This window comes from Variovorax paradoxus B4, assembly GCF_000463015.1.
Taxonomy (GTDB): Bacteria; Pseudomonadota; Gammaproteobacteria; order Burkholderiales; family Burkholderiaceae_C; genus Variovorax; species Variovorax paradoxus_E.
On sequence record NC_022247.1, the window covers coordinates 1,319,161 to 1,346,050 of the forward strand.

Here is a 26,890-nt window from a genome sequence, read left to right on the forward strand (position 1 = left end):
TAACGAAATTGTAATGACCGACTCCGAATACATGGACTGCGCCGAAGCCGCACTCGCCGCCATCGAGCAAGGCTGCGATCGCATCAACGACGCGACCGACGCCGACATCGACAACCAGCGCGTGGGCGGCATGATCACGATTTCATTCAAGAACGGCAGCCAGCTGATCGTGAATCTGCAAAAGCCCCTGCAGGAGATCTGGCTTGCCGCGCGCTCCGGCGGCTACCACTACCGGCACGACGGCAAGGCCTGGGTCGACACCAAGACGGGCGAGGAATTCTTCGGAAATCTTTCTCGTGAGGCGAGCCTTCAGGCCGGGCAGCCGCTGGAGTTTGCGGCCGCCTGAACCATCGTCAGGTCTTCTTCAGTTCCTGAAAAGGTCGAGGATGCGATTGCGCTCCTCGGGGGGCGGGGGCGGGCTCACCGGAACGCCGCTCAGGGACTCGGCCGGTGGCGATGAAGGAGTGTCCACGCCAAGGCTGGAGACACCGCGGCCTGGCGCGTAGTCGTCGTAGTACCACTCGCCGCCCACATTCACGACGCCGGACGGCGGCGTGGCGGACAGATCGGTCACGGGCACGCCCTTGATCGCCGTCTCCATGTAGTTGATCCAGATCGGCAGGCTCAGGCCGCCGCCGGTTTCGCGGTCGCCCAGGTTGCGCGGCGTGTCGTAGCCGATCCAGGAGATGGCCGTCATCGTGGGCTGGAAGCCGGCGAACCAGGCGTCGAGCGAGTCGTTGGTGGTGCCGGTCTTGCCGTAGAGGTCGGGCCGCTTGAGCATCGCCTGGGCCTTGGCCGCGGTGCCGGCGCGCGCCACCGATTGCAGCAGGGTGTCCATGATGAACGCGTTGCGCTGGGGAATGGCGCGGATCGTTTCGTTGAGCAGCGGCGGCTGCTTATCGACCAGCACCTTGTCCTTGTGGTCGGTGATGCGGGTCACCAGATAAGGATTGACCTTGTAGCCGCCGTTGGCGAACACCGAATAGGCGGTGGCCATCTGCATCGGCGTGACCGCGCCGGCACCCAGCGCCATCGGCAGGTAGGCCGGGTGCTTGTCCTTGTCGAAGCCGAAATTGGTGATCCATTCCTGGGCGTAGCGCGTGCCGATCGATTGGAGGATGCGGATCGAGACCAGGTTCTTCGACTTCATCAGCGCGGTGCGCATCGACATCGGGCCGTCGTAGCCTCCGCCGTAGTTCTTGGGCTCCCAGGGCTGGCCGCCGGTGGTGCCGGCATCGAAGAAGAGGGGACCGTCGTTGATGACCGTGGCCGGCGTGAAGCCCTTTTCGAGCGCGGCCGAATAGATGAACGGCTTGAAGCTCGAACCCGGCTGGCGCCAGGCCTGCGTGACGTGGTTGAACTTGTTCTTGCCGAAGTCGAACCCGCCCACCAGCGCCTTGATGGCGCCGTCGCGCGGGTCCATGGCGACGAAGGCGCCCTCCACTTCGGGCAACTGGGTGATTTCCCAGGTGTTCTTGGGCGTCTTCACCACCCGGATCACGGCGCCGCGGCGGATCTTGATGTTGGGCGGCGCCTTGTCGGAAAGGCCGGACTGCGCGGGCTTGAGGCCTTCGCCCGTGATCTGCACCGGGTCGCCATTGCCGCGCACGGCCGAGATTTCCTTGGCGTTGGCCTTGAGCACCACGGCCGCCATCACGTCACCGTTGTCGGGATGGTCGGTCAGGGCGTCGTCCACTGCGTCGTCGAGCTCCTTCGGGTCGTTCGGCAGATCGACGAACTTCTCGGGGCCGCGATAGATCTGGCGCCGCTCGTAATCCATGATGCCCTTGCGCAGGGCCTTGTATGCCGCAGCCTGGTCGGCGGCCACCAGCGAGGTGTACACCTTGAGCCCGCGCGTGTAGGTGCTGTCGCCATACTGCGCGTACATCAACTGGCGCACGGTTTCGGCCACGTATTCGGCATGCAGCCGGTTCGGGTCGGCCGCGTCGCGCAGGTGCAGCTCCTCTTTCTTGGCTTCGGCGGCCTGCTCGGCGGTGATGAAGCCTGCGTCCTGCATGCGGTCGATCACATAGAACTGGCGGCCGCGCGCGCGCTGCGGATTGTTGACCGGGTTGTTCGCGCCCGGCGCCTTCGGCAGGCCCGCCAGCATGGCCGCCTGCGCGATGGAGAGTTCCTGCAGCGGCTTGCCGAAATACGCTTCCGAGGCAGCCGCGAAGCCGTATGCGCGGTTGCCGAGGTAGATCTGGTTCAGGTAGATCTCGAAGATCTGGTCCTTGGTGAGCAGGTGCTCCAGCTTGAAGGTGAGCAGCACCTCGTAGATCTTGCGGGTCAGCGTTTTCTCGGAGCTCAGGTAGACGTTGCGCGCCACCTGCATCGTGATGGTCGACGCGCCCTGGCTCTTCACGCGGTTCATGTTGGCCAGGCCGGCGCGCACCATGCCCTTGTAGTCGACGCCGCCGTGGTCGTAGAAGCGGGTGTCTTCGGCAGCCAACACCGCCTCCTTCACGAGCTTTGGGATTGCCGCGATCGGGGTTAGATTGCGTCGCTCTTCGCCGAATTCGCCAATCAGGATGCCTTCTGCAGAGAAGACCCTCAGCGGCAGTTTCGGCCGATAGTCGGACAACTCGGAGATGTCGGGAAGGTTGGGGTAGGCAACGGCCAGGGCGACGGCGATCACGCACAGCAACGCCAGAACACCGGCTGCGGCGATGCCCAATCCCCAGACCATGAAGCGCAGCAGCCATTTCAGCCAGGCTGGGCGTGCGGGGGGAGGGGTCTTGGCTGGCCCTTTGGGGCGTGAAGTTTCTTGCATGTGGGCCCGGAGAGTCACCGCACATTATAAAAAGCCACCCCCTTGCCACGGGCGGAACTCGGGTGCATCGTTGCGGGCTAAACCAAAAGTTACTAAATGTGGCTTCGGCGTCAGCTTTTGACAACGGTCCCCCGGTTTGCCGGCCTGGGTTGCTTGGTCGCCGCTACGCCTGCTGCTAGCATGCAACCGAACGCAAATTTTTCCATTGGTTACAAATGCAGGGGTAAAGGGACCTAACTTGGCTGCTTTCGGATCATTGTTTCGCCGTCAGAACGCCCCCATGCTCGGACTGGATGTCAGCTCTTCCAGCGTGAAGCTGGTCGAGCTCGGCCGTGAAGCCAGTGGCAAGCTGGTTCTCGAGCGCTGCGCGATCGAACCCCTGGAACGGGGCTGGATCACCGACGGCAACGTCGAGAAGTTCGACGAAGTGGCCGAAGCCGTCCGCCGCGTCGTGCGCAAGAGCGGTACCCGTACCCGCAACGTCGCGCTGGCTCTGCCTCCCTCGGCGGTCATTACCAAGAAGATCATTCTTCCCGGCGGCATGAGCGAGCAGGAACTCGAAATCCAGGTCGAGTCCGAAGCCAACCAGTACATCCCGTTTTCGCTCGACGAAGTCAGCCTCGATTTCTGCGTCACCGGACAGAGCACCGCCTCTGCCGGCGACGTCGAGGTGCTGATTGCCGCGTCCCGCAAGGAAAAGGTCCAGGACCGCGAAGGGCTGGCCGAGGCGGCCGGGCTGAAGGCGATGATCCTCGACGTCGAGTCCTATGCCTCCCGCCTCGCGACCGCCCGCCTGATCGAGCAATTGCCGGGCAAGGGCCTCGACGCCGTCGTGGCGCTTTTCGAAGTGGGTGCCTTCACCACCAGCATGCAGGTGCTGCGCAACCAGGAAGTGCTGTACGACCGCGACCAGGCCTTCGGCGGCGCTCAGCTGACCCAGCTGATCGTGCGCCAATATGGTTTCTCGGCCGAAGAGGCCGAAGCCAAGAAGCGCAGCGGCGATCTGCCCGACGACTACGGCTCGGGCGTCCTGAAGCCCTTCGTGGAAAGCATCGCGCAGGAAATTGCCCGCGCGCTGCAGTTCTTCTTCACCAGCACGCCCCACAACCGCGTGGACTACGTGCTGTTGGCGGGCGGTTCGGCCTCGCTGCCGGGCCTGACCAGCGCCGTGACGCGGCAGACCTCGTTTGCCTGTTCGCTCGTGAACCCGTTCGACGGCATGGAACTGGGTCCGAACATCCGCGAGAAGAAGGTTCGGCGCGAGGCGCCTTCCTACCTGACTTCTTGCGGCCTGGCCATGCGGAGGTTCGTGCAGTGATCCTCATCAATCTGCTTCCGCATCGCGAAGCCGCACGCAAGCGGCGTCGCGAAGCGTTCTACGGCACCCTGGGCGCAGCCGCGGTGCTTGGCGTCTTGATCGCCGGTCTAGGCTATCTCTGGTTCGAAGCCCAAATCTCGGCCCAGCAGGCCAAGAACAATTTCCTCAAGGCCGAGATCACCAAGCTCGAAGTCGAAATCAAGGAAATCTCGACCCTGCAGGAAGAAATTGCCGCGCTGCGCGCGCGCCAGCAGGCGGTCGAAGACCTCCAGGGCGACCGCAACCTGCCGGTGCACCTGCTCAACGAACTGGTTCGCCAGCTGCCCGACGGCGTCTACCTGACCAGCATGAAGCAGGACAACCAGACCGTCACGCTGCAGGGCATGGCGCAGTCGAACGAGCGCGTCTCGGAACTGCTGCGCAACCTGGGGAACAACAGCCCGTGGCTGGTCAAGCCCGAACTGGTCGAAATCACTTCCGCGACGGTGAGCCTGAGTCAGCGCGACCAGCGCCGCGTGGCGAACTTCACGATGCGCATCGGCCTCAAGCGGCCGACCGACGCGCAGAAGGCCGCAGCCGACAAGGCTCTGGCTGCAGCGGCGCCAGTCAAGGGGTAGACGGATCATGGCAAGCAATCGCCCCTCTCAAAAAATGGACGTCGGCGCAGCGCTGCGCAGCTTCGGCGACCAGTTCCGCAACCTGAACCCGAACGATCCGTCCGCATGGCCGGCGGTGCCCCGCTACGCCCTGTGCCTGGCGGTGACCGCCCTGGTGCTCGCCGGCCTGTGGTTCCTGTGGCTGACCAACTCGAACGACGAGCTCGAGAGCGAGCGCGCCAAGGAGGTCACGCTCCGCGCCGACTACCAGAAGAAGGTGGCGCTGGCCGCCAATCTCGATCTGCTGAAGAAGCAGCGCGAGCAGGTGCAGCAATACGTGACGCTGCTCGAGAAGCAGCTGCCCAGCAAGGCCGAAATGGACGCATTGCTGTCCGACATCAACCAGGCCGGGCTCGGGCGCAGCCTGCAGTTCGAGCTGTTCCGCCCGGGACAGGTTTCGGTCAAGGACTATTACGCGGAACTGCCGATCGCCGTGCGCGTGACCGGCCGCTACCACGACATCGGTTCCTTCGCCGCCGACGTCGCGAGCCTTTCGCGCATCGTGACGCTGAACAACCTCACGATCACTCCGCAGCAAAAAGACAAGGACGGCACCCTGACGATGGATGCCACGGCACGCACCTACCGCTATCTCGATGACGAAGAGCGGGCGGCCCAGAAACGCGCCGCGGCGCCGAAGGCGAAGAAATGAGGACGACCACCAATCTCCTGTGGCTGGTCGTGGCCGCCCTGGGCCTGAGCGCCTGCGCCGATTCGGAGCAGGAAGACCTGCGCCGCTGGATGGTCGAGCAGCGCGCCCAGGTGAAGCCCACGGTGCCGCCGATCACGGAACCCAAGAAATTCACGCCCCAGGCCTATACCGAGGGCGCGGCGTTCGAGCCGTTCAACCTGCTGAAGCTGACGCAGGCGCTGCGCCGCGAGTCGAACCAGCCCAGCACGTCGGAGTTGATCGCGCCCGAGTTGGCGCGCCGCAAGGAAGCGCTCGAGGCCTTCCCGCTCGACTCGATGGCCATGGTGGGCAGCATGAACCGCAACGGCCAGCCGGTGGCGCTGGTTCGTGTCGACAAGCTGCTCTACAAGGTGCGGGTCGGCGAGTACCTGGGGCTCAACTACGGGCGCATTACCCGTATCAACGAAACCGAAGTCGCCTTGCGTGAAATCGTGCAGGACGCCGCCGGTGAATGGATCGAACGCGTGGCGACATTGCAGCTGCAAGAGAGTGCGAAATGAATCAGAAAAAATCAACGATGGCACAGCGGCTGCGAGCTGCAGGGCTGGGTCTGCTGGCACTTGGCGCTTTCGCTATGGCCCATGCGCAAAACGCCATCGAGGCGGTGACCAGTTCGACGCAGTCCGGCGCGGAGGTGATCCGCATCGACCTCACCCAGCCGCTCGCGGCCTTGCCGACCGGCTTTGCCGTGCAGACGCCGGCGCGCATCGCGCTCGATTTTCCGGGCGTGACCAATGCCATCGGGCGCTCGGCCATTGAAGTGAACCAGGGCAACCTGCGTTCCGTCAATGTGGTCCAGGCCGGCGAGCGCAGCCGGGTGGTGCTGAACCTCAAGCAGGCAACGGCGTACAAGACCGAGATCCAGGGCAAATCGCTGCTGGTGATCCTCGAGCCCGTGGCCGGCACGGCGCTGGCGTCGTCCACGCCCACGGTCTTTGCCGAGAACCGCAACCGCGACACCCTGCCGCTGCGCGACGTCGACTTCCGCCTGGGCGCGGACAACACGGGCCGCGTGATCGTCGACCTGCCGAACAACCAGGTGGGCGTCGATGTCCGCCAGCAGGGCAAGAACCTCGTGGTCGAGTTCACCAAGTCGACCCTGCCCGAGGGGCTGCGCCGCCGCCTCGACGTGGCCGACTTCAACACGCCGGTCCAGCTGATCACCTCGCAACAGTCGGGCGACCGCGTGCGCATGACGATCGAGGCCAAGGGCGACTGGGAGCACAGCGCCTATCAGAGCGAAAACCAGTTCGTGGTGGAGCTTCGCGCCCGCAAGGTGGACCCGGCCAAGCTGACGCAGGGCGTGGGCTACAACGGCGAGAAGCTCTCGCTGAACTTCCAGAACATCGAGATCCGCTCGCTGCTGCAGGTGATTGCCGACTTCACGAACTTCAACATCGTGACCTCCGACTCGGTCACCGGGGCACTGACGCTGCGGCTGAAGGACGTGCCGTGGGACCAGGCCCTCGACATCATCATGCAGGCGAAGAACCTGGGCATGCGCAAGAACGGCAGCGTGCTGTGGATTGCGCCCAAGGATGAAATCAACGCCAAGGAAAAGCTCGAATTCGAGGCCAAGGCCGCGATCGAGAACCTGGAGCCGGTGCGCACCCAGTCGTTCCAGCTCAACTACACCAAGGCGATCGCCATCGCGCAAGGCTTGACGGGCACTGGCGCCTCGGCCGGCGGTGGTGGCGGCTCCGGCACCACCACGCGCATCCTGAGCCCGCGCGGCAGCGTGATCGCGGAGTCGCGCACCAACCAGCTGTTCGTGTCGGACATTCCCTCGCGCCTGGCGCAGGTGGCCGACCTGATCCAGAAGCTCGACATCCCGGTTCGCCAGGTGCTGATCGAAGCCCGCATCGTGGAAGCGTCCGACACCTTCGGCAAGTCGCTCGGCGTGCGGCTGGGCGGCGGCATTGCCGGCGAGCGCATTGCCTCGTCGTCCGGCAACCGGGCGTTCGGCACCGTGGGCGTGATGCCTGTCACGGGCACCGGCACCACCGGCCCGACCACCACCTGGACCAACTCCAACTTCATCAACCTGCCCGCAGGCGACGCCGGCGGCACGGGCAATGCGGCAGGCACCTTCGCGATCTCGCTGTTCAACTCGAGCTTCTCGCGCATGCTGAACCTCGAAATCTCCGCACTCGAGGCCGACGGCAAGGGCAAGCTGGTGTCCAGCCCCCGCGTCATCACCGCCGACCAGACGAAGGCGCTGATCGAGCAGGGCGAGGAAATTCCCTACCAGCAGGCCACGTCCAGCGGCGCCACCTCCATTTCGTTCCGCAAGGCGGTGCTCAAGCTCGAGGTCACGCCGCAGATCACCCCCGAAGGCAACATCATCCTCACGCTCGACGTGAGCAAGGATGCCCGCGGCGTCAACACCTCGGCGGGCCCGGCCATCAACACCAAGCACGTTCAGACCGAGGTGCTGGTCGAGAACGGCGGCACGGTCGTCATCGGTGGTATCTTCGAACTCACCGAAACCAATGACGAATCGCGCGTGCCGGTGCTGGGTGAAGTGCCCTACCTGGGTGCACTGTTCCGCAAGCGCGAACGCGTTGCCAACAAGACCGAAATGCTCGTCTTTATCACTCCGAAGATGATTACCGACCGCAACGCCGCGCGCTGACGCGCGGGCGTAGCAGCCACCGCGTGGCGGTCGCACTCGTCGGGTTGCCCGGCGCCGGCAAGTCCGCAGTGGGCCGGCGCTTGGGCGCGCGCCTGGACCTTCCCTTCGTCGATACCGATCACGTGATCGAGCAGCGCATCGGCTGCTCGATCCGCGATTATTTCGAACGGGAGGGCGAAGTCGCCTTCCGGGACCTCGAGCAGGCCGTCATCGCCGACCTTGCCGCCCAGCCCCACGGCGTGCTGGCCACGGGGGGCGGCGCCGTCCTGCGGGAAGCCAACCGCAAGCAGCTGCGGGACCACTTCCACGTGATCTACCTGCGCTCCTCGCCCGAAGACCTGTTCCGGCGCCTGCGCCACGATGTCAAGCGGCCCCTGTTGCAGGTGGCCGACCCGCTGGGCCGGCTGCGCGAACTGCACGATGCGCGCGATCCGCTCTACCGCGAGACGGCCCACGAGGTGGTGGACACCGGGCGTCCCTCGATCGCCATGCTGGTGGACATCATCGTGATGCAGCTGGAACTCGCCGGAATCGTGGCTCCGGGCGCCCAGCCGGAAGAGCCCTCCGACTGAACCCGCCGGCTCGCAGCGCCTAAACTCGCTGCCATGCCATTGCCCGCACCTTCCGTACCGCCAGAACGCGTCGACATCCAGCTCGGCGAGCGCAGCTACCCGATCCTGATCGGCGCCGGCCTGCTGGACGATCCCCTGAGCTTCGCCGCGGTGTCCGCGGCCGCCAGCGCGCTGATCGTCAGCAACACCACCGTGGCGCCGCTCTACGCCAAGGCCCTGCGCGCCGCCCTGGCCGGCCGCTTCCGCACCGTGCACCTGCTCGAGCTGCCCGACGGCGAGGTGCACAAGAACCTGCAGACCCTGAACCTGATCTTCGATGCCTTGCTCGGCCACGGCAGCGACCGCAAGACCGTGCTGTTCGCCCTCGGGGGCGGCGTGGTGGGCGACATGACCGGCTTTGCCGCCGCCAGCTACATGCGCGGCGTGCCCTTTGTGCAGGTGCCGACCACGCTGCTGGCGCAGGTCGATTCGTCGGTGGGCGGCAAGACCGCCATCAACCACCCGCTCGGCAAGAACATGATCGGCGCGTTCTACCAGCCGCAGCTCGTGGTGTGCGACCTGGGAACGCTGCAGACGCTGCCGCCGCGCGAGCTGAGCGCGGGCCTGGCCGAGGTCATCAAGTACGGCCCCATCCACGACATGGCGTTCTTCGACTGGATCGAGGCGAACGTCGATGCCCTCGTGGCACGAGAACCCGCCGCGCTGGCCTACGCGGTCAAGCGCAGCTGCGAGATCAAGGCGCTGGTCGTCGGCCAGGACGAGCGCGAGACCGGCCTGCGCGCCATCCTCAATTTCGGCCACACCTTCGGCCATGCGATCGAGTCGGGCCTGGGCTACGGCGAGTGGCTGCATGGTGAAGCGGTCGGCTGCGGCATGGTCATGGCGGCGCATCTGTCGCAGCGGCTCGGCGGCGTCGATGCGGCGTTCGTCGAACGGCTCACGCGGCTGATCGAACGCGCCGGCCTGCCGACCACCGGCCCGGCATTGGGAGCGGAGCGCTATCTCGAACTGATGCGGGTCGACAAGAAGTCCGAGGCCGGCGAGATCCGCTTCGTGGTGATCGACAAGCCGGGCTCCGCCACCGTGAGCAGCGCGCCCGACGCGTTGGTGCGCGAAGTGCTCGCGCAGTGCTGCCAGGCGGAATGAGCGCTGCGCCAGGGGTGCACCCATGAGCCTCGCGGCCTATGCCTGCCACCCCGCGCGCTCGCGCGGGAGGCGCCATGCCGAGCCGCCGGCGCCCACGCGCGACGCCTTCCAGCGCGACCGCGACCGCATCGTGCATTCCACCGCGTTTCGGCGGCTGGTCTACAAGACGCAGGTTTTCCTGAACCACGAAGGCGACCTGTTCCGCACCCGGCTCACGCATTCGCTCGAAGTCGCGCAGCTGGGGCGCTCCATCGCGCGGGCCCTGCACATCAACGAAGACCTGGTGGAGGCGATCGCCCTCGCGCACGACCTCGGCCACACGCCGTTCGGCCATGCGGGGCAGGACGCGCTCAACGCCTGCATGGAGGGCCACGGCGGCTTCGAGCACAACCTGCAAAGCCTGCGCGTGGTCGACGCCCTGGAGCATCGCTATCCGCAGTACGACGGGCTGAATCTCAGTTTCGAGACCCGCGAGGGCATCCTCAAGCACTGCTCGCGCGCCAATGCAGAACGCCTGGAGGCCGGCGAGCCCAACGGCGTGGCCCGCCGCTTCCTCGACCGCACGCAGCCGGGCCTCGAAGCACAGCTCTGCAACCTGGCCGACGCGATTGCCTACAACGCGCACGACATCGACGACGGCGTGCGCTCCGGGCTCATCAACGTCGAGCAGCTCGGCGAGGTGGAGCTGTTCGAGCGCCACCGCCGCGAAGCGCTGGCCGAATACCCCCAGCTGGAAGGGCGGCGCGTGCTCTACGAGACCATCCGGCGCATGCTGAGCGCCCAGGTCTACGATGTGATCGACGCCACCCGCGCGGCCCTCGAAACGGTGAAGCCGGCCGATGCCGACGGCGTGCGCAACGCGCCGCCCCTCGTTGCGTTCAGCGAAACCATGCAGGCGCAATCCGGCGAGCTCAAGGCCTTTCTGTTCCGCAACCTGTATCGCCATCCGCAGGTGACGCAGACCACCGACCAGGCGCAGCAGGTGGTGCGGGAACTGTTCGAAGCCTACCTGGAACGCGCCGCCGAGATGCCTGTTTCCTATGCAGACCGCCGCGACCGGCACCGCGCCGTGGCCGACTACATCGCCGGCATGACCGACCGTTTCGCGATGCGCGAGCATGAACGGCTGACCGGCCGGCGGGGGATTGCATGAGCGCCGCGCCGGGCCGCCCCAAGCAAGCTCGCACCGTAGCCCGTCAGGGCGAAGGCAATCCAATGGCTTCTGCGGCCGTCGCATCCGCGCGCGTTCCCGCCGCCGCCTTCGCCGTGGTGCTGGGCGGGGTCAGCGCGGCGCTGCACCTGGGCAAGCTGCCGCCCGCCGTGCCGGCGCTGCAGGCGTCGCTGGGCATCGACCTGGTCGAGGCCGGATTCCTGCTGTCGCTGGTGCAGGTGGCGAGCATGAGCCTGGGATTGATGGCCGGGCTCGCGGCCGACACGATCGGCTTGCGCCGCAGCATGCTGACCGGCCTGCTGGTGTTGACGGTGGCGAGCCTGCTGGGCGGCGCGGTCGGCGCGGGGCTCCTGGGCGGTGCCTTTGCGGTGCAATGGCTGCTCGGCCTGCGCGCGCTCGAAGGCATCGGCTTTCTGCTGGCGGTCATGCCGGGGCCGGGACTGATCCGCGCATTGACCCCTCCCGGTGCGGACAAGGCGGCGCTGGGTGTGTGGGGCGCCTACATGCCGCTGGGCGTCGCGCTTGCGCTGCTCTTCGGGCCGGCGCTGATCGCCTGGGGCGGATGGGCCGACTGGTGGTGGACGCTGTCGGCCGTTTCGGCCGCCGCGGCGCTCTGGCTGTGGCTGGCGGTGCCCGCGGACGCGTTTCGCACGGGTGCGGCGGGCGGCATGGCCGGCGGATGGCCGTCGCGCCTGCGCGCCACGGTCGGCGCGCGCGGGCCCTGGATGATCGCGCTGACCTTTGCCGTGTATTCCGCCCAGTGGATGGCAGTGATCGGCTTTCTCCCGGCCATCTACGCCGGCGCCGGCGTACCGGCCGGCTGGAGTGCGGTGCTCACCGCCGCGGCGGCCGCGATGAACATCATCGGCAACGTCGCCGGCGGCCGCTGGCTGCAGCGCGGCGTTGCGCCCGAGCGCTTGCTCCAATGGGGTTTCCTGGCGATGGCGCTGGGCGGCTTTGCGGCCTTCGCGCAGATGGGGCAGGGCGCCGACGCACTCGGCCTGCCGCCGGCGCTACGCTATGCCGCGGTCTGCGTCTTTTCCCTGTGCGGCGGCATGGTGCCGGCGACCCTGTTCCTGCTCGGGGTCCGTCTGGCGCCCGGCCCGTCCACGGTTTCCACCACCGTCGGACTCATGCAGCAGGCGTCTTCCCTGGGGCAATTTCTGGCGCCGCCGGCGGTCGCCTGGGTGGCTCTGCGTGCCGGCGGCTGGCATTGGACGTGGACCGCCACGCTGGCATGCTCGCTGGCCGGCATGGCCCTGGCGCGGCGACTCGGCAAAATACGCCCTTCGGCGGAGGTGGGATGACCGGCGCGGCGACAATCGGTGCCATCCAGGCCGAAGCCGACATGCGGCGCTGGCTCGAACGCGCGGTGATCGGGCTCAACCTGTGCCCGTTCGCGAAAGCGGTGCACGCGAAGGGGCAGATCCGCTACGCCGTGTACCTGCCCGCTGACGAATCCGCGCTGATCGACATGCTCCTTGCAGAGGCCAATGAACTTGCCGCGCTCGATGCCTCCGTGCGCGACACCACCTTGCTGATAGCACCCAACACCTTGGCCGACTTTCTGGACTTCAACGATTTCACGGCACGCGCCGAGCGCAAGCTCGCGCGCGCGGGCTTCGACGGTGTGTTCCAGCTCGCGAGCTTTCATCCGCGGTTCCAGTTCGCAGGCACCGCGGCTGACGACATCACCAACGCCACCAACCGCGCGCCTTACCCCACGCTGCACCTGCTGCGCGAAGACAGCGTGAGCCGCGCGGTCGAGGCGTTTCCCGAGGCCGAAGCCATTTTCGAACGCAACATCGAGACGCTCGAAGCACTGGGGCCGGACGGCTGGGCCGCGCTGGACGTGGGCCCCGGGAGCGCCCGGCCATGAATGCGCCAGCGACCCGGGCCGTGAAGACGGCCAAGACCGCGAAGGCCGAGGCCGAGCTGGCGGAGGTCCTGCGTCCGGGCCAGTCCATCGAGCTTTTGAAAGAACTGCACATCCTCACGCGCGAAGGCCGGCTCAACCAGGATTCGCGGCGCAAGCTCAAGCAGGTCTACCACCTGTTCCAGTTCATCGAGCAGCTGCTGCGCGAACTGCCGGGAGGCGGCGCCGAGGCCACGCTGGCCGACCATGGCGCCGGCAAGTCGTATCTCGGCTTCATCATCTACGACCTGTTCTTCCGCTCGCGCCAGGGCGGCCATGTCTACGGCATCGAGACGCGCGGCGAACTGGTCGAGAAATCGCGGGCATTGGCTCGGCAGCTCGGCTTCGACCGGATGTCCTTCCTGAACCTCACCGTGGCCCAGTCGGCCCAGGCGAGCGAGCTGCCGGAGCGCATCGACGTGGTCACGGCGCTCCACGCCTGCGACACGGCAACCGACGACGCGATCGCCTTCGGGCTCGCGAAGAAGGCGCGCTGCATGGTGCTGGTGCCCTGCTGCCAGGCCGAGGTGGCGGCCTGCCTGCGCGAAACCAAGGCGCTGGCCCTGTCGCGCACGCCATTGGCCGAGCTCTGGCGCCATCCCCTGCACACGCGCGAAATCGGCAGCCAGCTCACCAACGTGCTGCGCTGCCTGTACCTCGAGGCCAATGGCTACAGCGTCACCGTCACCGAACTGGTGGGCTGGGAGCACAGCATGAAGAACGAACTGATCCTGGCGCGCCACACCGGGCAGCGCAAGGCCGGGGCGGCGGCGCGGCTCGGCGAGCTGCTGTCGCAGTTCGGGCTCGACACCCTGGGCGAGACGCGGTTTCGCCTGTCTTGAGATTTCGCTGAAGCGCGTTGCGTCACGTCACGCCATGGCCCGTCTGCCCCGCCTCACGCTCGCCGGCCTGCCGCACCACGTGATCCAGCGCGGCAACAACCGCCAGGCCATCTTCATCGACCGCGCGGACCATGAGCGGCTGCTCGGCCTGCTGGCAGACGCAGCCCCGCGCTTCGGCGTGGCGCTGCATGCCTATGTGCTGATGGACAACCATTTCCATCTGCTGGCAACGCCCGACACGACCACCGGGCTGCCCCAGTTCATGCAGGCGGTGGGGCGCAGCTACGTGCGCTATTTCAACGACCGCCATGGCCGCAGCGGCACCCTGTGGGAGGGGCGCTACAGGTCGACGCTGATCCAGACCGACCGCTATCTGCTGACCTGCATGGCGTACATCGATCTCAATCCGGTGCGGGCCGGCCTGGTGTCGGACGCGCGCGACTTTCCATGGTCCAGCCATGGGCACTATGCCGGCCTGCGACACGACAAGCTGCTGACGCCGCACCCGCTGTACTGGGAACTGGGCAACACGCCTTTTGCCCGCGAGGCGGCTTATGTCGAATTGGTGCGTGCCGGCGTGCGCGCGGCCGACCAGGGCACGCTCACCGAAGCCACGTTGCGGGGCTGGGCGGCCGGCGATGCGGATTTTCTTGCGTCGCTTCAAAAGGCGACCGAGCGCCGCGTCGCCAAAGCCAAGGCCGGGCGCCCGCCATCGGCTCCCGCTTCCTGATCTGATACTTCCTTCTCTTTGCGGGGGAGCGGAAGTTTTGCTACCTTTATTGATATGTCCCCAATTTTATTCTGACCAGAAAAGTCGGGATTTAATTGGAACCTGACCCCTATTAAAGTGTTTGGCATTCTTTGTGCATCGCAATATCCTTCTCATCCCTGCGAAAAACTGAAGGAGTGCGCCATGACGACGGCTGCCGAGATCGAACATCTCCAACAACACGGTCTGTATTCCGGTGCCGATGAGCACGACGCCTGCGGCGTCGGCTTCGTCGCGCACATCAAGGGCGAGAAGAGCCATGCCATCGTGCAGCAGGGCCTGAAGATCCTCGAAAACCTGGACCATCGCGGCGCAGTGGGCGCTGACAAGCTGATGGGCGACGGCGCCGGCATCCTGATCCAGCTGCCCGACCGCCTCTATCGCGAGGAAATGGCCAAGCAGGGCGTCGAGCTGCCTCCGCCCGGCGAATACGGCGTCGGCATGATCTTCCTGCCCAAGGAACACGCCTCCCGCGAAGCCTGCGAGCAGGAGATGGAACGCGCCATCAAGGCCGAAGGCCAGGTGCTGCTGGGCTGGCGCGACGTGCCGGTGAACCGCGACATGCCGATGTCGCCCACGGTGCGCGCCAAGGAACCGCTGCTGCGCCAGGTGTTCATCGGCCGCGGCAACGACGTGATCGTGCAGGACGCGCTGGAACGCAAGCTCTACGTGATCCGCAAGACCGCCAGCGCCAACATCCAGCGCCTGAAGCTCAAGCACAGCAAGGAATACTACGTTCCGAGCATGTCGAGCCGCACCGTGGTCTACAAGGGCCTGCTGCTCGCCGACCAGGTCGGCACCTACTACCTGGACCTGCAGGACAAGCGCTGCGTCTCGGCCCTGGGCCTCGTGCACCAGCGCTTCTCGACCAACACCTTCCCCGAGTGGCCGCTGGCCCACCCGTACCGCTACGTTGCCCACAACGGCGAAATCAACACGGTCAAGGGCAACTACAACTGGATGAAGGCGCGCGAAGGCGTCATGTCCTCGCCCGTGCTGGGCGCCGACCTGCAGAAGCTCTACCCGATCAGCTTCGCCGGCCAGTCCGACACCGCCACCTTCGACAACTGCCTCGAGCTGCTGACGATGGCCGGCTACCCCATCAGCCAGGCCGTGATGATGATGATTCCCGAGCCCTGGGAACAGCACGCCACCATGGACCCGCGCCGTCGCGCGTTCTACGAATACCACGCCGCCATGCTTGAGCCGTGGGACGGCCCGGCCTCGATCGTGTTCACCGACGGGCGCCAGATCGGCGCCACGCTGGACCGCAACGGCCTGCGGCCTTCCCGCTACTGCGTGACCGACGACGACCTGGTCATCATGGCCTCCGAATCGGGCGTGCTGCCCGTGCCCGAGCAGAAGATCGTGCGCAAGTGGCGCCTGCAGCCCGGCAAGATGTTCCTGATCGACCTGGAGCAGGGCCGCATGATCGACGACGAGGAGGTCAAGGCCACCCTCGCCAACAGCAAGCCCTACAAGCAGTGGATCGAGAACCTGCGCATCAAGCTGGACAGCGTCGAGGCCGAGCCGGTCCCCGCGCCGCTCTCGCAGGTGGCGCTGCTCGATCGCCAGCAGGCCTTCGGCTACACCCAGGAAGACATCAAGTTCCTGATGAGCCCGATGGCGCAGGCCGGCGAAGAGGGCATCGGCTCCATGGGCAACGACAGCCCGCTGGCCGTGCTCTCCAGCAAGAACAAGCCGCTGTACAACTACTTCAAGCAGCTGTTCGCGCAAGTGACCAATCCGCCGATCGACCCGATCCGCGAGGCGATCGTGATGTCGCTGGTGTCCTTCATCGGCCCCAAGCCCAACCTGCTGGACATCAACCAGGTCAATCCGCCGATGCGGCTCGAAGTGAGCCAGCCGATCCTCGACTTCGCCGACATGGCCAAGCTGCGCGACATCGGCACCTACACGCAGGGCAAGTTCAAGAGCTACGCGCTCGACATCACCTACCCGCTCGCCTGGGGCTACGAGGGCGTCGAAGCCAAGCTGGCCTCGCTGTGCGCCGAAGCGGTGGACGCCATCAAGGGCGGCCACAACATCCTGATCGTGAGCGACCGCGGCGTGAGCCCGACGCAGGTGGCGATTCCCGCCGTGCTGGCGCTGTCGGCCGTGCACCAGTATCTGGTGCGTGAAGGCTTGCGCACCACGGCCGGCCTGGTGGTGGAAACCGGTTCGGCGCGAGAGGTGCATCACTTCGGCGTGCTGGCGGGCTACGGCGCGGAAGCCGTGCACCCCTACCTTGCCATGGAAACGCTGGCGGCCATGCACGCCGACCTGCCGGGCGACATGAGCGCGGAGAAGGCGGTCTACAACTACGTCAAGGCGATCGGCAAGGGTCTGTCGAAGATCATGTCGAAGATGGGTGTCAGCACCTACATGAGCTACTGCGGCGCGCAGCTGTTCGAAGCCATCGGCCTCAACACCGAGACGGTGAACAAGTACTTCACCGGCACCGCCAGCCGCGTCGAGGGCATCGGCGTGTTCGAGATCGCCGAGGAAGCCATCCGCATGCACAAGGCCGCGTTCGGCGACGACCCGGTGCTCTCCAACATGCTCGACGCCGGCGGCGAATACGCCTGGCGCACGCGCGGCGAAGAGCACATGTGGACGCCCGACGCCATCGCCAAGCTGCAGCACAGCACGCGCTCCAACAACTGGAACACCTACAAGGAATACGCGCAGCTCATCAACGACCAGAACCGCCGCCATCTCACGCTGCGCGGCCTGTTCGAATTCAAGCTGGATCCGGCCAAGGCCATTCCGGTGGACGAGGTCGAGCCCGCTGCCGAGATCGTCAAGCGCTTCGCCACGGGCGCGATGTCGCTCGGCTCGATCAGCACCGAGGCGCACTCCACGCTCGCCATTGCCATGAACCGCATCGGCGGCAAGAGCAACACGGGCGAGGGTGGCGAGGACCCGGCGCGCTACCGCAACGAACTCAAGGGCATCCCGATCAAGCAGGGCGACACGCTCAAGAGCGTGATCGGCGCGGCCAACGTCGAGGTCGACCTGCCTCTGAAGGACGGCGACTCGCTGCGTTCGCGCATCAAGCAGGTGGCGTCGGGGCGCTTCGGCGTCACGGCCGAGTACCTGCATTCGGCCGACCAGATCCAGATCAAGATGGCGCAGGGCGCCAAGCCGGGCGAGGGCGGCCAGCTTCCGGGCGGCAAGGTCACCGAGTACATCGGCAAGCAGCGCTACGCCGTGCCGGGCGTGGGCCTGATCTCGCCGCCGCCGCACCACGACATCTACTCGATCGAAGACCTGGCGCAGCTGATCCACGACCTGAAGAACGCCGCGCCGCACGCGAGCATCAGCGTCAAGCTGGTGAGCGAAATCGGCGTGGGCACCATCGCGGCGGGCGTTGCCAAGTGCAAGAGCGACCACGTGGTGATCGCGGGCCATGACGGCGGCACGGGCGCATCGCCCTGGTCGTCGATCAAGCACGCGGGCAGCCCGTGGGAAATCGGCCTGGCCGAGACGCAGCAGACGCTGGTGCTCAACCGCCTGCGCAGCCGCATCCGCGTGCAGGCCGACGGCCAGATGAAGACCGGCCGCGACGTCGCCATCGGCGCGCTGCTGGGCGCCGACGAGTTCGGCTTTGCGACCGCACCGCTGGTGGTCGAGGGCTGCATCATGATGCGCAAGTGCCACCTCAACACCTGCCCGGTGGGCGTGGCCACGCAAGACCCGATCCTGCGCAAGAAGTTTTCGGGCAAGCCCGAGCACGTCGTCAACTACTTCTTCTTCGTGGCCGAAGAGGTGCGCCAGATCATGGCCCAGCTCGGTATCCGCAAGTTCGACGACCTGATCGGCCGTGCCGACCTGCTCGACATGCGCAAGGGCATCGAGCACTGGAAGGCGTCCGGCCTGGACTTCAGCCGCCTGTTCGCGCTGCCGATCGTGCCGGCCGAAGTGCCTCGCTACCACGTCGAGAACCAGGACCACGGCCTGGAGCGTGCGCTCGACGTCAAGCTCATCGAGAAGTCGCGTCCGGCCATCGAGCGGGGCGAGAAGGTGCAGTTCATCGAGGTGGCGCGCAACGTCAACCGCTCGGTGGGCGCCATGCTGTCGGGCGCGCTGACCAAGGTGCATCCGCAGGGCCTGCCCGACGACTCGATCCGCATCCAGCTCGAAGGCACGGGCGGCCAGTCGTTCGGCGCGTTTCTCGCCCGCGGCATCACGCTCTACCTGATCGGCGATGCCAACGACTACACCGGCAAGGGCCTGTCGGGCGGCCGCGTGGTGGTGCGCCCGAGCCTCGACTTCCGCGGCGAAGCGGTGCGCAACACCATCGTGGGCAACACCGCGCTCTACGGCGCGACCACCGGCGAGGCCTACCTCTGCGGCGTGGCCGGCGAGCGTTTTGCCGTGCGCCTCTCGGGTGCCACGGCCGTCGTCGAAGGCACGGGCGACCATGGCTGCGAATACATGACGGGCGGCACGGTCGCGGTGCTCGGCAAGACGGGCCGCAACTTCGCTGCCGGCATGAGCGGCGGCGTGGCTTTCGTCTACGACGAGGACGGCCAGTTCGCCTCGCGCTGCAATCTCTCGATGGTGTCGCTCGACAAGGTGCTGACCTCGGCCGAGCAGACGGCGAGCATGCACCGCAAGGTCTGGCACGGCGGCGAGACCGACGAGGCCCAGCTCAAGAAGCTGCTCGAAGAGCACCATCGCTGGACCGGCAGCAAGCGCGCGCGCGAACTGCTCGACAGCTGGGCCGTATCGCGCACCAAGTTCGTCAAGGTGTTCCCGAACGAATACAAGCGCGCGCTCGCCGAACTGCACGACCGCAAGGTCGAACTCACGAGCAGCGGCAACAACGCGCACATGGGCCTCGAGCCGCATGCGTTGGTCGCACCGGCCACGACGGCTGCGGTCTGAGCGGCAACGAAAACGAAGAACAGAGGAAAGCACGATGGGAAAGATCACCGGCTTCATGGAGCATGAGCGCATCGAAGAGGGCTACAAGCCCGTCGTTGAGCGCGTCAAGCACTACAAGGAATTCGTCGTCGGCCTGACGCCCGAGCAGGCCAAGGTGCAGGGCGCGCGCTGCATGGACTGCGGCACGCCGTTCTGCAACAGCGGCTGCCCGGTCAACAACATCATTCCGGACTTCAACGACCTCGTGTACCGCAACGACTGGCAAAACGCCTTCGCGGTGCTCGACTCGACCAACAACTTCCCGGAGTTCACCGGCCGCATCTGCCCCGCGCCCTGCGAGGCGGCCTGCGTGCTCAACGTGAACGACGACGCGATCGGCATCAAGTCGATCGAACACGCGATCATCGACCGCGCCTGGGACGAAGGCTGGGTGGCGCCGCGCGTTGCCAAGCACAAGACCGGCAAGAAGGTGGCGGTGGTGGGTTCGGGTCCGGCCGGCATGGCGGCAGCGCAGCAGCTCGCGCGCGCCGGCCACGACGTGACGCTGTTCGAGAAGAACGACCGCATCGGCGGCCTGCTGCGCTACGGCATTCCCGACTTCAAGATGGAGAAGACCCACATCGACCGCCGCGTCGAGCAGATGAAGGCCGAGGGCGTGACCTTCCGCACCGGCGTCATGGTCGGCGCTGCCAAGGATCCGCTGGGCAAGGGCTCCAAGGTCACCAACCTGGCCAAGGAAACCGTCACGCCCGAGCAGCTGCAGAAAGAGTTCGACGCCGTGCTGCTGACGGGCGGTGCCGAGCAGTCGCGCGACCTGCCGGTGCCGGGCCGCGACCTCGACGGCATTCATTTCGCGATGGAGTTCCTGCCGCAGCAGAACCGCGTCAACGCGGGCGACAAGGTCAAGGGCCAGCTGCGCGCCGACGGCAAGCACGTGATCGTGATCGGCGGCGGCGACACCGGCTCCGACTGCGTGGGCACCAGCAACCGCCATGGCGCGGCCAGCGTCACCCAGTTCGAACTGATGCCGCAGCCGCCCGAGGAAGAAAACCGCCCGCTGACCTGGCCCTACTGGCCGATCAAGCTGCGCACCAGTTCCAGCCATGAAGAAGGCTGCGAGCGCGAGTTCGCGATCTCCACCAAGGAATTCATCGGCGATGGAAAAGATGGGAAGTCCGGCAAGGTCACCGGCCTGAAGACCGTGCGCGTCGAGTGGAAAGACGGCCGCATGCAGGAAGTGGCCGGCAGCGAACAGATCCTCAAGGCCGACCTCGTGCTGCTGGCCATGGGCTTCGTGAGCCCGGTGGCCAACGTGCTGGACGCCTTCGGCGTCGAAAAGGATGCGCGCGGCAACGCCAAGGCAACGGTCGACTTCATCGGCGGCTATGCCACCAGCGTGCCGAAGGTGTTTGCAGCGGGCGACATTCGCCGCGGCCAGTCGCTCGTGGTGTGGGCGATTCGAGAGGGGCGCCAGGCCGCGCGCTCGGTGGATGAATTCCTGATGGGATTCAGCGACCTGCCGCGCTGATTTTTGTTTCAGTTTTGCGGGGCCGGCCGCGGCCCCGCTATCATTCGCGGAAACCGCATGCCGGGATGCCTGAGAAGGTGCCCGGCTTTTTTATTGAGATGGAACCAGCCGCACCACTGCCACACCCCTTTGTCGAGTTCCGCGACGTTACGTTCGGCTACGGTGCACGCGCGATCCTGGGCGGTGTGTCGTTTGCCGTGCCTCGCGGCAAGGTGACTGCGCTGATGGGCGCCTCGGGCGGCGGCAAGACCACCGTGCTGCGGCTCATCGGCGGACAGCAGCGCGCGCAGCGCGGCGAGGTGCTTTTCGATGGCCAGGACGTCGGCAAGCTCGACGCCACCGGACTGTACAAGGCGCGGCGCCGCATGGGCATGCTGTTCCAGTTCGGTGCCTTGTTCACCGACATGAGCGTGTTCGACAACGTTGCCTTTCCGTTGCGCGAGCACACGCAGCTCTCTGAAGCGCTGGTGCGCGACATCGTGCTCATGAAGCTCGACGCCGTGGGTTTGCGCGGTGCGCGCGACCTGATGCCCAGCGAGGTGTCCGGCGGCATGGCGCGGCGCGTGGCCTTGGCGCGCGCCATTGCGCTGGACCCCGATCTCGTGATGTACGACGAGCCGTTTGCCGGCCTCGACCCGATTTCCCTGGGCACGGCGGCGCGGCTGATCCGCCAGCTCAACGACACGCTCGGGCTCACCAGCATCGTCGTGTCGCACGATCTCGAAGAAACCTTCCGCATCGCCGACCACGTGATCATCCTGGCCAACGGCGGCATCGCCGCGCAGGGCAAGCCTGAAGAGGTGCGGGAGAGCGCCGATCCATTGGTGCATCAGTTCGTCAATGCCTTGCCCGACGGCCCGGTGCATTTTCACTACCCCGTCGTCGGCATCGAGGAAGACTTCGGCAACGAAGGAGGGCGGTCATGAGCGCAACGCTGGGCAGGGGGCAGGCATGAGCTGGTGGAAGCCCGCCGACGTCGGCTTTGCCGTGCGCAGCAAGCTGGTCGACCTGGGCCACGGCGCCAGGCTGTTCCTGCGCCTGCTGGTGCAGGAGGCACGAAGCTTGCGGCGCTTCGGACTGGTGCGCGACCAGATCCACTTCCTGGGCAATTACTCGCTGGCCATCATTGCGGTGTCGGGGCTTTTCGTCGGCTTCGTGCTGGGCCTGCAGATGTACTACGCGCTGCAGCGCTACGGTTCTTCCGAGGCGCTCGGCCTGCTGGTGACCCTGAGCCTGGTGCGCGAGCTCGGGCCGGTCGTGGCGGCCTTGCTGTTCACGGGGCGTGCCGGTACCTCGCTCACCGCGGAGATCGGCCTCATGAAGGCCGGCGAGCAGCTCAGCGCCATGGAGATGATGGCGGTCGATCCGGTGCAGCGCATCCTTGCGCCGCGCTTCTGGGCCGGCGTGATCACGATGCCGCTGCTGGCGGCCGTGTTCAGCGCGATCGGCATCATGGGCGGCTATGTGGTGGGCGTGCTGATGCTGGGTGTCGACCCGGGCGCGTTCTGGGGCCAGATGCAGGGCGGCGTCGACGTCTGGCGCGACGTGGGCAACGGCGTGATCAAGAGCATCGTGTTCGGTTTCACCGTGACCTTCGTCGCGCTGCTGCAGGGCTACGGAGCGCAACCCACGCCCGAAGGCGTGTCGCGCGCGACCACGCGCACCGTGGTGATGGCGTCGCTTTCGGTGCTCGGGCTCGACTTCCTGTTGACCGCCATGATGTTCACTATTTGAGGGAGCTTCGGCTTCAATCGTTCTAGAGAGTGCAAACCATGCAACGTTCCAACAACGACATCTGGGTCGGCCTGTTCGTCCTGATCGGCGGCGCGGCGCTGCTGTTCCTCGCGCTGCAGTCGGCCAACCTGCTGAGCCTGAATTTCCAGAAGACCTACAACGTCACCGCGCGTTTCGACAACATCGGCGGACTCAAGCCGCAGACGGCGGTCAAGAGCGCCGGCGTGGTGGTCGGCCGGGTGGAGTCCATCGCGTTCGACGACAAGTCATTTCAGGCCAGCGTCACACTGGCATTGCAAAACCGTTACAGTTTTCCCAAGGACAGTTCGCTCAAGATCCTGACCAGTGGCCTGCTCGGCGAGCAGTACATCGGGATCGAGGCGGGCGCCGAGGAGAAGAACCTGAAAGCCGGCGACACCATCACCGCGACCCAATCGGCCGTGGTGCTGGAGAACCTGATCAGCCAGTTCCTCTACAGCAAGGCGGCCGAAGGAAATACCTCGACGCCGGGAACAGCCAACAAGAAATGAAAACAAGCCTTTTTTCGTCCTTCGCTATTAATAACATAGCGAAACATGCCCGCTGGGTGGGTGCTGCAGCCGCTTTTTCGCTCATTGCAGGATGTGCAACCGGGCCCCACGCCAATCCGGCCGATCCCTTCGAGCCCTTGAATCGAGGGGTCACCCGCTTCAACGACACGGTCGACGAGGCGGTGCTCGTGCCCGTGGCCAAGGCCTACGTGCGCGTGCTGCCCTCCATGGTGCGCACCGGCGTGAGCAATTTCTTCGGCAACCTGGGCGATGTCTGGAGCTTTGCCAACAGCGTGGCCCAACTCAAGCTGCAGAACAGCGCCGAGACCTTCATGCGGGTCAACGTCAACACCTTCTTCGGGCTCGGCGGCCTTCTCGACATTGCCACCGAAGCCGGCATCGACCGCCACGAGGAAGACTTTGGCCAGACGCTCGGCCGCTGGGGCGTGGGCGCCGGCCCGTACGTGGTGCTGCCGGTGTTCGGCCCCTCGACCCTGCGCGACACGGCCGCATTGCCTGTGGACCGCGCCGGCAGCGTGCTCGGCAACATGAACGACGTGGCCTGGCGCAACTCGCTGGCTTTCCTGGAGGCCGTCGATACGCGGGCAAAGTACCTGCGCGCGGGCCGCCTGCTCGATGACGCGGCGCTCGACAAATACACCTTCACGCGCGACGCTTACCTGCAGCACCGCCGCAACGACGTCTACGACGGCAACCCGCCCGACGACGAAGGCGGGAAATAGAAGCACAAAAGGCGCGGAAAAGAGGCTTTTCGGAGCCAGACGGGCGGCTTTGCCGCTTGCATCCGGTTTCAAGGCTTCACCTGCGCTTCAGGAACCCGGTCGGCCGGGTGCCTGTCGAACACGTTCTTTCCAGCAGGCGCAGCTTCAATTTGCGCCTCGCGGACTTTCAACTTGAGGGGATTGCCATGAACAACAAGATATTGCAACGACGCGGCTTTGGCCGCCTGGTATTGGCCGGCGCCTTGCTTTTCGGTGCCGCCACGGCTTTCGTGCGCCCGGCCCATGCCGCCGATGAAGCGCCTGACGCGCTGGTGAAGCGCTTGTCGACCGATGTGCTTGAAACCATCAAGGCCGACACCTCCATCAAGGCGGGCGACGTCAACAAGATCATGGTGCTGGTCGACAGCAAGATCATGCCCAACGTCAACTTCCAGCGCATGACGGCTTCCGCCGTCGGCCCGGCATGGCGCCAGGCCACGCCCGAGCAGCAAAAGAAGCTGCAGGAAGAATTCAAGACCCTGTTGGTGCGCACCTACGCCGGCGCGCTCGACCAGGTGAGCGACCAGACGGTCACGGTGCGTCCGTTCCGCGGGTCGCCCGAAGACACCGAAGTGCTGATTCGCACCGAGGTCAAGGGCCGCGGCGATCCGGTGCAGCTCGACTACCGCCTCGAGAAAACGCCCGGCCAGGGCGGCGGCTGGAAGGTCTACAACTTCAATGTGCTGGGCGTCTGGCTGGTCGACACCTACCGCACCCAGTTTTCGCAGGAAATCAACGCCCGCGGCATCGACGGCCTGATTGCAGCGCTGGCCGCGCGCAACAAGGGCAACAACGGCAACAACGGCAAGAGCTGACGCCATGCTGGTTCTGCCCTCGAAGCTCACCCACGACGAAGCCCCGGCCTGCATGCGCATGCTGCAGCAGGGGCTGACGGGGCAAGCCGACACGTCCACGGTGGTGGACGCCAGCGCGCTGGCGCAATTCGATTCCTCGGCATTGGCGGTGCTCCTGGAGTGCCGCCGCGAATCCAGCGCGCTCGGCCGGGGCTTTGCGGTCAAGGGGCTGTCGCCGCGGCTGCGCGAACTGGCCGCCCTCTACGGAATCGCAGGGCTCCTGCCGGCAGCGCCCTGATTGCCCGGCGGCCGGCAGCGGCCGCGTCAGGGCATCCGGCCGTTGCCAAGCGGCTTGCGGGGCGGGCCCGTAAAATCGCCGGCTCCCATGCCCGCGATCTCATTCCAATCGGTCTCCAAGACCTACCCTCCCTCCAGACAACAGCGGGCCCAAGGCAAGCAGGGGCTGCGCGCCGTCGACGAGGTCAGCTTCCAGATCGAGCCGGGCGAGTTCTTCGGCCTGCTCGGGCCCAATGGCGCGGGCAAGACCACGCTCATCAGCATGCTTGCCGGCCTGTCCCGCCCCACGGCCGGCGCCATCAGCGTCCATGGCTTCGACGTGCAGCGCGACTACGCCGAAGCCCGGCGCCAGCTCGGCATCGTGCCGCAGGAGCTGGTGTTCGACCCCTTCTTCAACGTGCGGGAATCACTGCGCATCCAGTCGGGCTACTTCGGCATCAAGAACAACGACGCCTGGATCGACGAGCTGCTGCAAAGCCTGGGCCTGGCCGACAAGGCCACGGCCAACATGCGACAGCTCTCCGGCGGCATGAAGCGCCGGGTGCTGGTGGCGCAGGCGCTGGTGCACAAGCCGCCCGTGATCGTGCTCGACGAGCCCACCGCCGGGGTCGACGTCGAATTGCGCCAGACGCTCTGGCAGTTCGTCGCCAGGCTCAACAAGCAGGGCAGCACCGTGCTGCTCACCACCCACTACCTCGAAGAGGCCGAGGCGCTGTGCAGCCGCATCGCCATGCTCAAGCAGGGCCGGGTGATTGCGCTCGATCGAACCAGCGAGCTGCTGAAGTCGGCCGCCAGCAACGTGCTGCGCTTCAAGACCGACGCCATGCTGCCCTGGGCCATTGCCCAGCACGCGCGCATCACCGGGCGCATCGTGCAATTGCCGGCGCAGAACGCCCATGAAGTCGAACAATTGCTGGCCGCGATCCGCGAAGCCGGCGTCGCGGTGGAAGACGTGGAAATGCGCAAGGCCGACCTGGAAGACGTGTTCATCGACCTGATGGCGGGCGAGCAGACACCGCTGGAGGTTGCAAGATGAGCGCCGCGCCGAGCAAGGGGGCCCTATGATGGCTGTTACAGGGTGGCGCGCACTGCTCTACAAGGAGACGCTGCGCTTCTGGAAGGTCGGTTTCCAGACGGTCGGCGCGCCGGTGCTCACCGCGCTGCTCTATCTGATGGTGTTCGGCCATGTGCTCGAAGACCACGTGAAGGTCTATGGCTCGGTCGGCTACACGGCCTTCCTGGTACCGGGGCTGGTGATGATGAGCGTGCTGCAGAACGCCTTCGCCAACAGCTCGTCCTCGATCATCCAGAGCAAGATCATGGGCAGCCTGGTGTTCGTGCTGCTCACGCCGCTGTCGCATTGGGGCTGGTTCTTCGCCTACGTGGGCTCGTCGGTGATCCGCGGGCTGGCCGTGGGGCTCGGCGTGTTCGTGGTCACGATGTTCTTCGCCATGCCTAGCTTCGTTGCGCCGATCTGGATCCTTGTTTTTGCGCTGCTGGGCTCCGCCATGCTCGGCACGCTGGGGCTCATTGCCGGGCTCTGGGCCGAGAAGTTCGACCAGATGGCGGTGTTCCAGAACTTCCTGATCATGCCCATGACCTTTCTCTCGGGCGTGTTCTATTCGATCGGTTCGCTGCCGCCGTTCTGGCAGGGCGTGAGCCACCTGAACCCGTTCTTCTACATGATCGACGGCTTCCGCTACGGCTTCTTCGGCGTGAGCGACGCCTCGCCCTGGCTCAGCCTGGGCATCGTCGGCGCGGCCTGGCTGATCGTGAGCGCCATCGCCGTCCATTTGCTGCGTATCGGCTACAAAATCCGCGGTTGACCGCTTTTCCCAGACCCC

The 26,890-nt window shown here is 66.1% G+C and carries 24 protein-coding genes; 23 read left to right on the forward strand and 1 reads right to left on the reverse strand.

Translation table 11 applies throughout. The features are described from left to right. Window positions 1-13 precede the first annotated feature (13 nt). The gene (gene cyaY, locus VAPA_RS05905) at window positions 14-346 is read left to right on the forward strand and encodes an iron donor protein CyaY (protein WP_021005856.1); all 333 of its coding nucleotides are present in this window, start codon (window positions 14-16) and stop codon (window positions 344-346) included. Between the two features lie 18 nt (window positions 347-364). Here the strand turns inward: cyaY and VAPA_RS05910 are convergent, their stop codons facing one another. After that, a complete protein-coding gene (locus VAPA_RS05910) occupies window positions 365-2,773 on the reverse strand; it encodes a penicillin-binding protein 1A (protein WP_051255306.1) in 2,409 nt (802 codons plus the stop codon). A 238-nt stretch (window positions 2,774-3,011) separates the two neighbouring features. On the opposite strand from VAPA_RS05910, the gene VAPA_RS05915 reads away from it, so the two are divergent. From VAPA_RS05915 to VAPA_RS06020, 22 genes are all read left to right on the forward strand, one after another. Then, the gene (locus VAPA_RS05915; RefSeq protein ID WP_021005858.1) at window positions 3,012-4,091 is read left to right on the forward strand and encodes a pilus assembly protein PilM; all 1,080 of its coding nucleotides are present in this window, start codon (window positions 3,012-3,014) and stop codon (window positions 4,089-4,091) included. Next, a complete protein-coding gene (locus tag VAPA_RS05920; protein WP_021005859.1) occupies window positions 4,088-4,708 on the forward strand; it encodes a PilN domain-containing protein in 621 nt (206 codons plus the stop codon). Before VAPA_RS05915 ends, VAPA_RS05920 begins: the two co-directional genes overlap by 4 nt. Window positions 4,709-4,715: 7 nt before the next feature. Next, entirely contained in the window at window positions 4,716-5,399 is a 684-nt protein-coding gene (locus tag VAPA_RS05925; protein WP_021005860.1) for a type IV pilus inner membrane component PilO, read from the forward strand. Continuing rightward, complete coding sequence (locus VAPA_RS05930) at window positions 5,396-5,938, forward strand: pilus assembly protein PilP (RefSeq protein WP_021005861.1); 543 nt, start codon at window positions 5,396-5,398, stop codon at window positions 5,936-5,938. Before VAPA_RS05925 ends, VAPA_RS05930 begins: the two co-directional genes overlap by 4 nt. After that, window positions 5,935-8,073: a type IV pilus secretin PilQ gene (gene pilQ / locus VAPA_RS05935; RefSeq protein WP_021005862.1), complete on the forward strand. Its 2,139-nt coding sequence runs from the start codon at window positions 5,935-5,937 to the stop codon at window positions 8,071-8,073. The genes VAPA_RS05930 and pilQ overlap by 4 nt, the downstream gene beginning before the upstream one ends. A gap of 23 nt (window positions 8,074-8,096) precedes the next feature. Beyond that, entirely contained in the window at window positions 8,097-8,645 is a 549-nt protein-coding gene (locus tag VAPA_RS05940) for a shikimate kinase (RefSeq protein ID WP_021005863.1), read from the forward strand. Window positions 8,646-8,678: 33 nt separating this feature from the next. Continuing rightward, window positions 8,679-9,791 (forward strand): 3-dehydroquinate synthase, encoded by a 1,113-nt coding sequence (aroB, locus tag VAPA_RS05945; protein ID WP_021005864.1) that lies wholly within the window; start codon window positions 8,679-8,681, stop codon window positions 9,789-9,791. A gap of 22 nt (window positions 9,792-9,813) precedes the next feature. Next, the gene (locus tag VAPA_RS05950) at window positions 9,814-10,944 is read left to right on the forward strand and encodes a deoxyguanosinetriphosphate triphosphohydrolase (protein WP_021005865.1); all 1,131 of its coding nucleotides are present in this window, start codon (window positions 9,814-9,816) and stop codon (window positions 10,942-10,944) included. Window positions 10,945-11,006: 62 nt separating this feature from the next. Beyond that, window positions 11,007-12,269, forward strand: a complete 1,263-nt coding sequence (locus tag VAPA_RS05955; protein WP_021005866.1) for an MFS transporter — start codon at window positions 11,007-11,009, stop codon at window positions 12,267-12,269. After that, window positions 12,266-12,841, forward strand: coding sequence for a DUF1415 domain-containing protein (locus VAPA_RS05960; protein WP_021005867.1), 576 nt, complete (start codon window positions 12,266-12,268; stop codon window positions 12,839-12,841). The genes VAPA_RS05955 and VAPA_RS05960 overlap by 4 nt, the downstream gene beginning before the upstream one ends. Further along, window positions 12,838-13,719: a class I SAM-dependent methyltransferase gene (locus tag VAPA_RS05965; protein WP_021005868.1), complete on the forward strand. Its 882-nt coding sequence runs from the start codon at window positions 12,838-12,840 to the stop codon at window positions 13,717-13,719. The genes VAPA_RS05960 and VAPA_RS05965 overlap by 4 nt, the downstream gene beginning before the upstream one ends. A 34-nt stretch (window positions 13,720-13,753) precedes the next feature. Continuing rightward, window positions 13,754-14,449, forward strand: coding sequence for a transposase (locus VAPA_RS05970; RefSeq protein WP_021005869.1), 696 nt, complete (start codon window positions 13,754-13,756; stop codon window positions 14,447-14,449). 183 nt (window positions 14,450-14,632) lie between these two features. Further along, window positions 14,633-19,381: a glutamate synthase-related protein gene (locus tag VAPA_RS05975; RefSeq protein WP_021005870.1), complete on the forward strand. Its 4,749-nt coding sequence runs from the start codon at window positions 14,633-14,635 to the stop codon at window positions 19,379-19,381. A gap of 34 nt (window positions 19,382-19,415) precedes the next feature. Then, window positions 19,416-20,909 carry a glutamate synthase subunit beta gene (locus VAPA_RS05980; RefSeq protein WP_021005871.1) on the forward strand — a complete coding sequence of 498 codons (1,494 nt, stop codon included), beginning with the start codon at window positions 19,416-19,418 and terminating at the stop codon, window positions 20,907-20,909. Window positions 20,910-20,974: 65 nt separating this feature from the next. After that, window positions 20,975-21,835, forward strand: coding sequence for an ABC transporter ATP-binding protein (locus VAPA_RS05985; RefSeq protein ID WP_021005872.1), 861 nt, complete (start codon window positions 20,975-20,977; stop codon window positions 21,833-21,835). Window positions 21,836-21,860: 25 nt separating this feature from the next. Next, complete coding sequence (gene mlaE / locus VAPA_RS05990) at window positions 21,861-22,643, forward strand: lipid asymmetry maintenance ABC transporter permease subunit MlaE (RefSeq protein WP_021005873.1); 783 nt, start codon at window positions 21,861-21,863, stop codon at window positions 22,641-22,643. 38 nt (window positions 22,644-22,681) lie between these two features. Further along, on the forward strand, window positions 22,682-23,173 hold the full coding sequence (mlaD, locus tag VAPA_RS05995; protein ID WP_021005874.1) for an outer membrane lipid asymmetry maintenance protein MlaD: 492 nt from the start codon (window positions 22,682-22,684) through the stop codon (window positions 23,171-23,173). Further along, window positions 23,170-23,916 (forward strand): MlaA family lipoprotein, encoded by a 747-nt coding sequence (locus tag VAPA_RS06000; protein WP_021005875.1) that lies wholly within the window; start codon window positions 23,170-23,172, stop codon window positions 23,914-23,916. Before mlaD ends, VAPA_RS06000 begins: the two co-directional genes overlap by 4 nt. A 185-nt stretch (window positions 23,917-24,101) precedes the next feature. After that, window positions 24,102-24,770, forward strand: a complete 669-nt coding sequence (locus VAPA_RS06005; protein WP_021005876.1) for an MlaC/ttg2D family ABC transporter substrate-binding protein — start codon at window positions 24,102-24,104, stop codon at window positions 24,768-24,770. A 4-nt stretch (window positions 24,771-24,774) separates the two neighbouring features. Further along, the gene (locus tag VAPA_RS06010; RefSeq protein ID WP_021005877.1) at window positions 24,775-25,047 is read left to right on the forward strand and encodes an STAS domain-containing protein; all 273 of its coding nucleotides are present in this window, start codon (window positions 24,775-24,777) and stop codon (window positions 25,045-25,047) included. An 87-nt stretch (window positions 25,048-25,134) separates the two neighbouring features. Continuing rightward, entirely contained in the window at window positions 25,135-26,082 is a 948-nt protein-coding gene (locus VAPA_RS06015) for an ABC transporter ATP-binding protein (RefSeq protein ID WP_021005878.1), read from the forward strand. 25 nt (window positions 26,083-26,107) lie between these two features. Continuing rightward, window positions 26,108-26,872: an ABC transporter permease gene (locus VAPA_RS06020; RefSeq protein ID WP_021005879.1), complete on the forward strand. Its 765-nt coding sequence runs from the start codon at window positions 26,108-26,110 to the stop codon at window positions 26,870-26,872. The last annotated feature ends 18 nt before the right edge of the window (window positions 26,873-26,890 follow it).

What these genes read in the sequence shown, in the direction of transcription:
- cyaY (WP_021005856.1), top strand. Translation starts at nt 14, where the DNA reads ATGACCGACTCCGAATACATGGACTGCGCCGAAGCCGCACTCGCCGCC.
- VAPA_RS05910 (WP_051255306.1), bottom strand. Translation starts at nt 2,773, where the DNA reads ATGCAAGAAACTTCACGCCCCAAAGGGCCAGCCAAGACCCCTCCCCCC.
- VAPA_RS05925 (WP_021005860.1), top strand. Translation starts at nt 4,716, where the DNA reads ATGGCAAGCAATCGCCCCTCTCAAAAAATGGACGTCGGCGCAGCGCTG.
- VAPA_RS05930 (WP_021005861.1), top strand. Translation starts at nt 5,396, where the DNA reads ATGAGGACGACCACCAATCTCCTGTGGCTGGTCGTGGCCGCCCTGGGC.
- pilQ (WP_021005862.1), top strand. Translation starts at nt 5,935, where the DNA reads ATGAATCAGAAAAAATCAACGATGGCACAGCGGCTGCGAGCTGCAGGG.
- aroB (WP_021005864.1), top strand. Translation starts at nt 8,679, where the DNA reads ATGCCATTGCCCGCACCTTCCGTACCGCCAGAACGCGTCGACATCCAG.
- VAPA_RS05950 (WP_021005865.1), top strand. Translation starts at nt 9,814, where the DNA reads ATGAGCCTCGCGGCCTATGCCTGCCACCCCGCGCGCTCGCGCGGGAGG.
- VAPA_RS05955 (WP_021005866.1), top strand. Translation starts at nt 11,007, where the DNA reads ATGGCTTCTGCGGCCGTCGCATCCGCGCGCGTTCCCGCCGCCGCCTTC.
- VAPA_RS05960 (WP_021005867.1), top strand. Translation starts at nt 12,266, where the DNA reads ATGACCGGCGCGGCGACAATCGGTGCCATCCAGGCCGAAGCCGACATG.
- VAPA_RS05965 (WP_021005868.1), top strand. Translation starts at nt 12,838, where the DNA reads ATGAATGCGCCAGCGACCCGGGCCGTGAAGACGGCCAAGACCGCGAAG.
- VAPA_RS05970 (WP_021005869.1), top strand. Translation starts at nt 13,754, where the DNA reads ATGGCCCGTCTGCCCCGCCTCACGCTCGCCGGCCTGCCGCACCACGTG.
- VAPA_RS05975 (WP_021005870.1), top strand. Translation starts at nt 14,633, where the DNA reads ATGACGACGGCTGCCGAGATCGAACATCTCCAACAACACGGTCTGTAT.
- VAPA_RS05980 (WP_021005871.1), top strand. Translation starts at nt 19,416, where the DNA reads ATGGGAAAGATCACCGGCTTCATGGAGCATGAGCGCATCGAAGAGGGC.
- VAPA_RS05985 (WP_021005872.1), top strand. Translation starts at nt 20,975, where the DNA reads ATGCCTGAGAAGGTGCCCGGCTTTTTTATTGAGATGGAACCAGCCGCA.
- mlaE (WP_021005873.1), top strand. Translation starts at nt 21,861, where the DNA reads ATGAGCTGGTGGAAGCCCGCCGACGTCGGCTTTGCCGTGCGCAGCAAG.
- mlaD (WP_021005874.1), top strand. Translation starts at nt 22,682, where the DNA reads ATGCAACGTTCCAACAACGACATCTGGGTCGGCCTGTTCGTCCTGATC.
- VAPA_RS06000 (WP_021005875.1), top strand. Translation starts at nt 23,170, where the DNA reads ATGAAAACAAGCCTTTTTTCGTCCTTCGCTATTAATAACATAGCGAAA.
- VAPA_RS06005 (WP_021005876.1), top strand. Translation starts at nt 24,102, where the DNA reads ATGAACAACAAGATATTGCAACGACGCGGCTTTGGCCGCCTGGTATTG.
- VAPA_RS06010 (WP_021005877.1), top strand. Translation starts at nt 24,775, where the DNA reads ATGCTGGTTCTGCCCTCGAAGCTCACCCACGACGAAGCCCCGGCCTGC.
- VAPA_RS06015 (WP_021005878.1), top strand. Translation starts at nt 25,135, where the DNA reads ATGCCCGCGATCTCATTCCAATCGGTCTCCAAGACCTACCCTCCCTCC.
- VAPA_RS06020 (WP_021005879.1), top strand. Translation starts at nt 26,108, where the DNA reads ATGATGGCTGTTACAGGGTGGCGCGCACTGCTCTACAAGGAGACGCTG.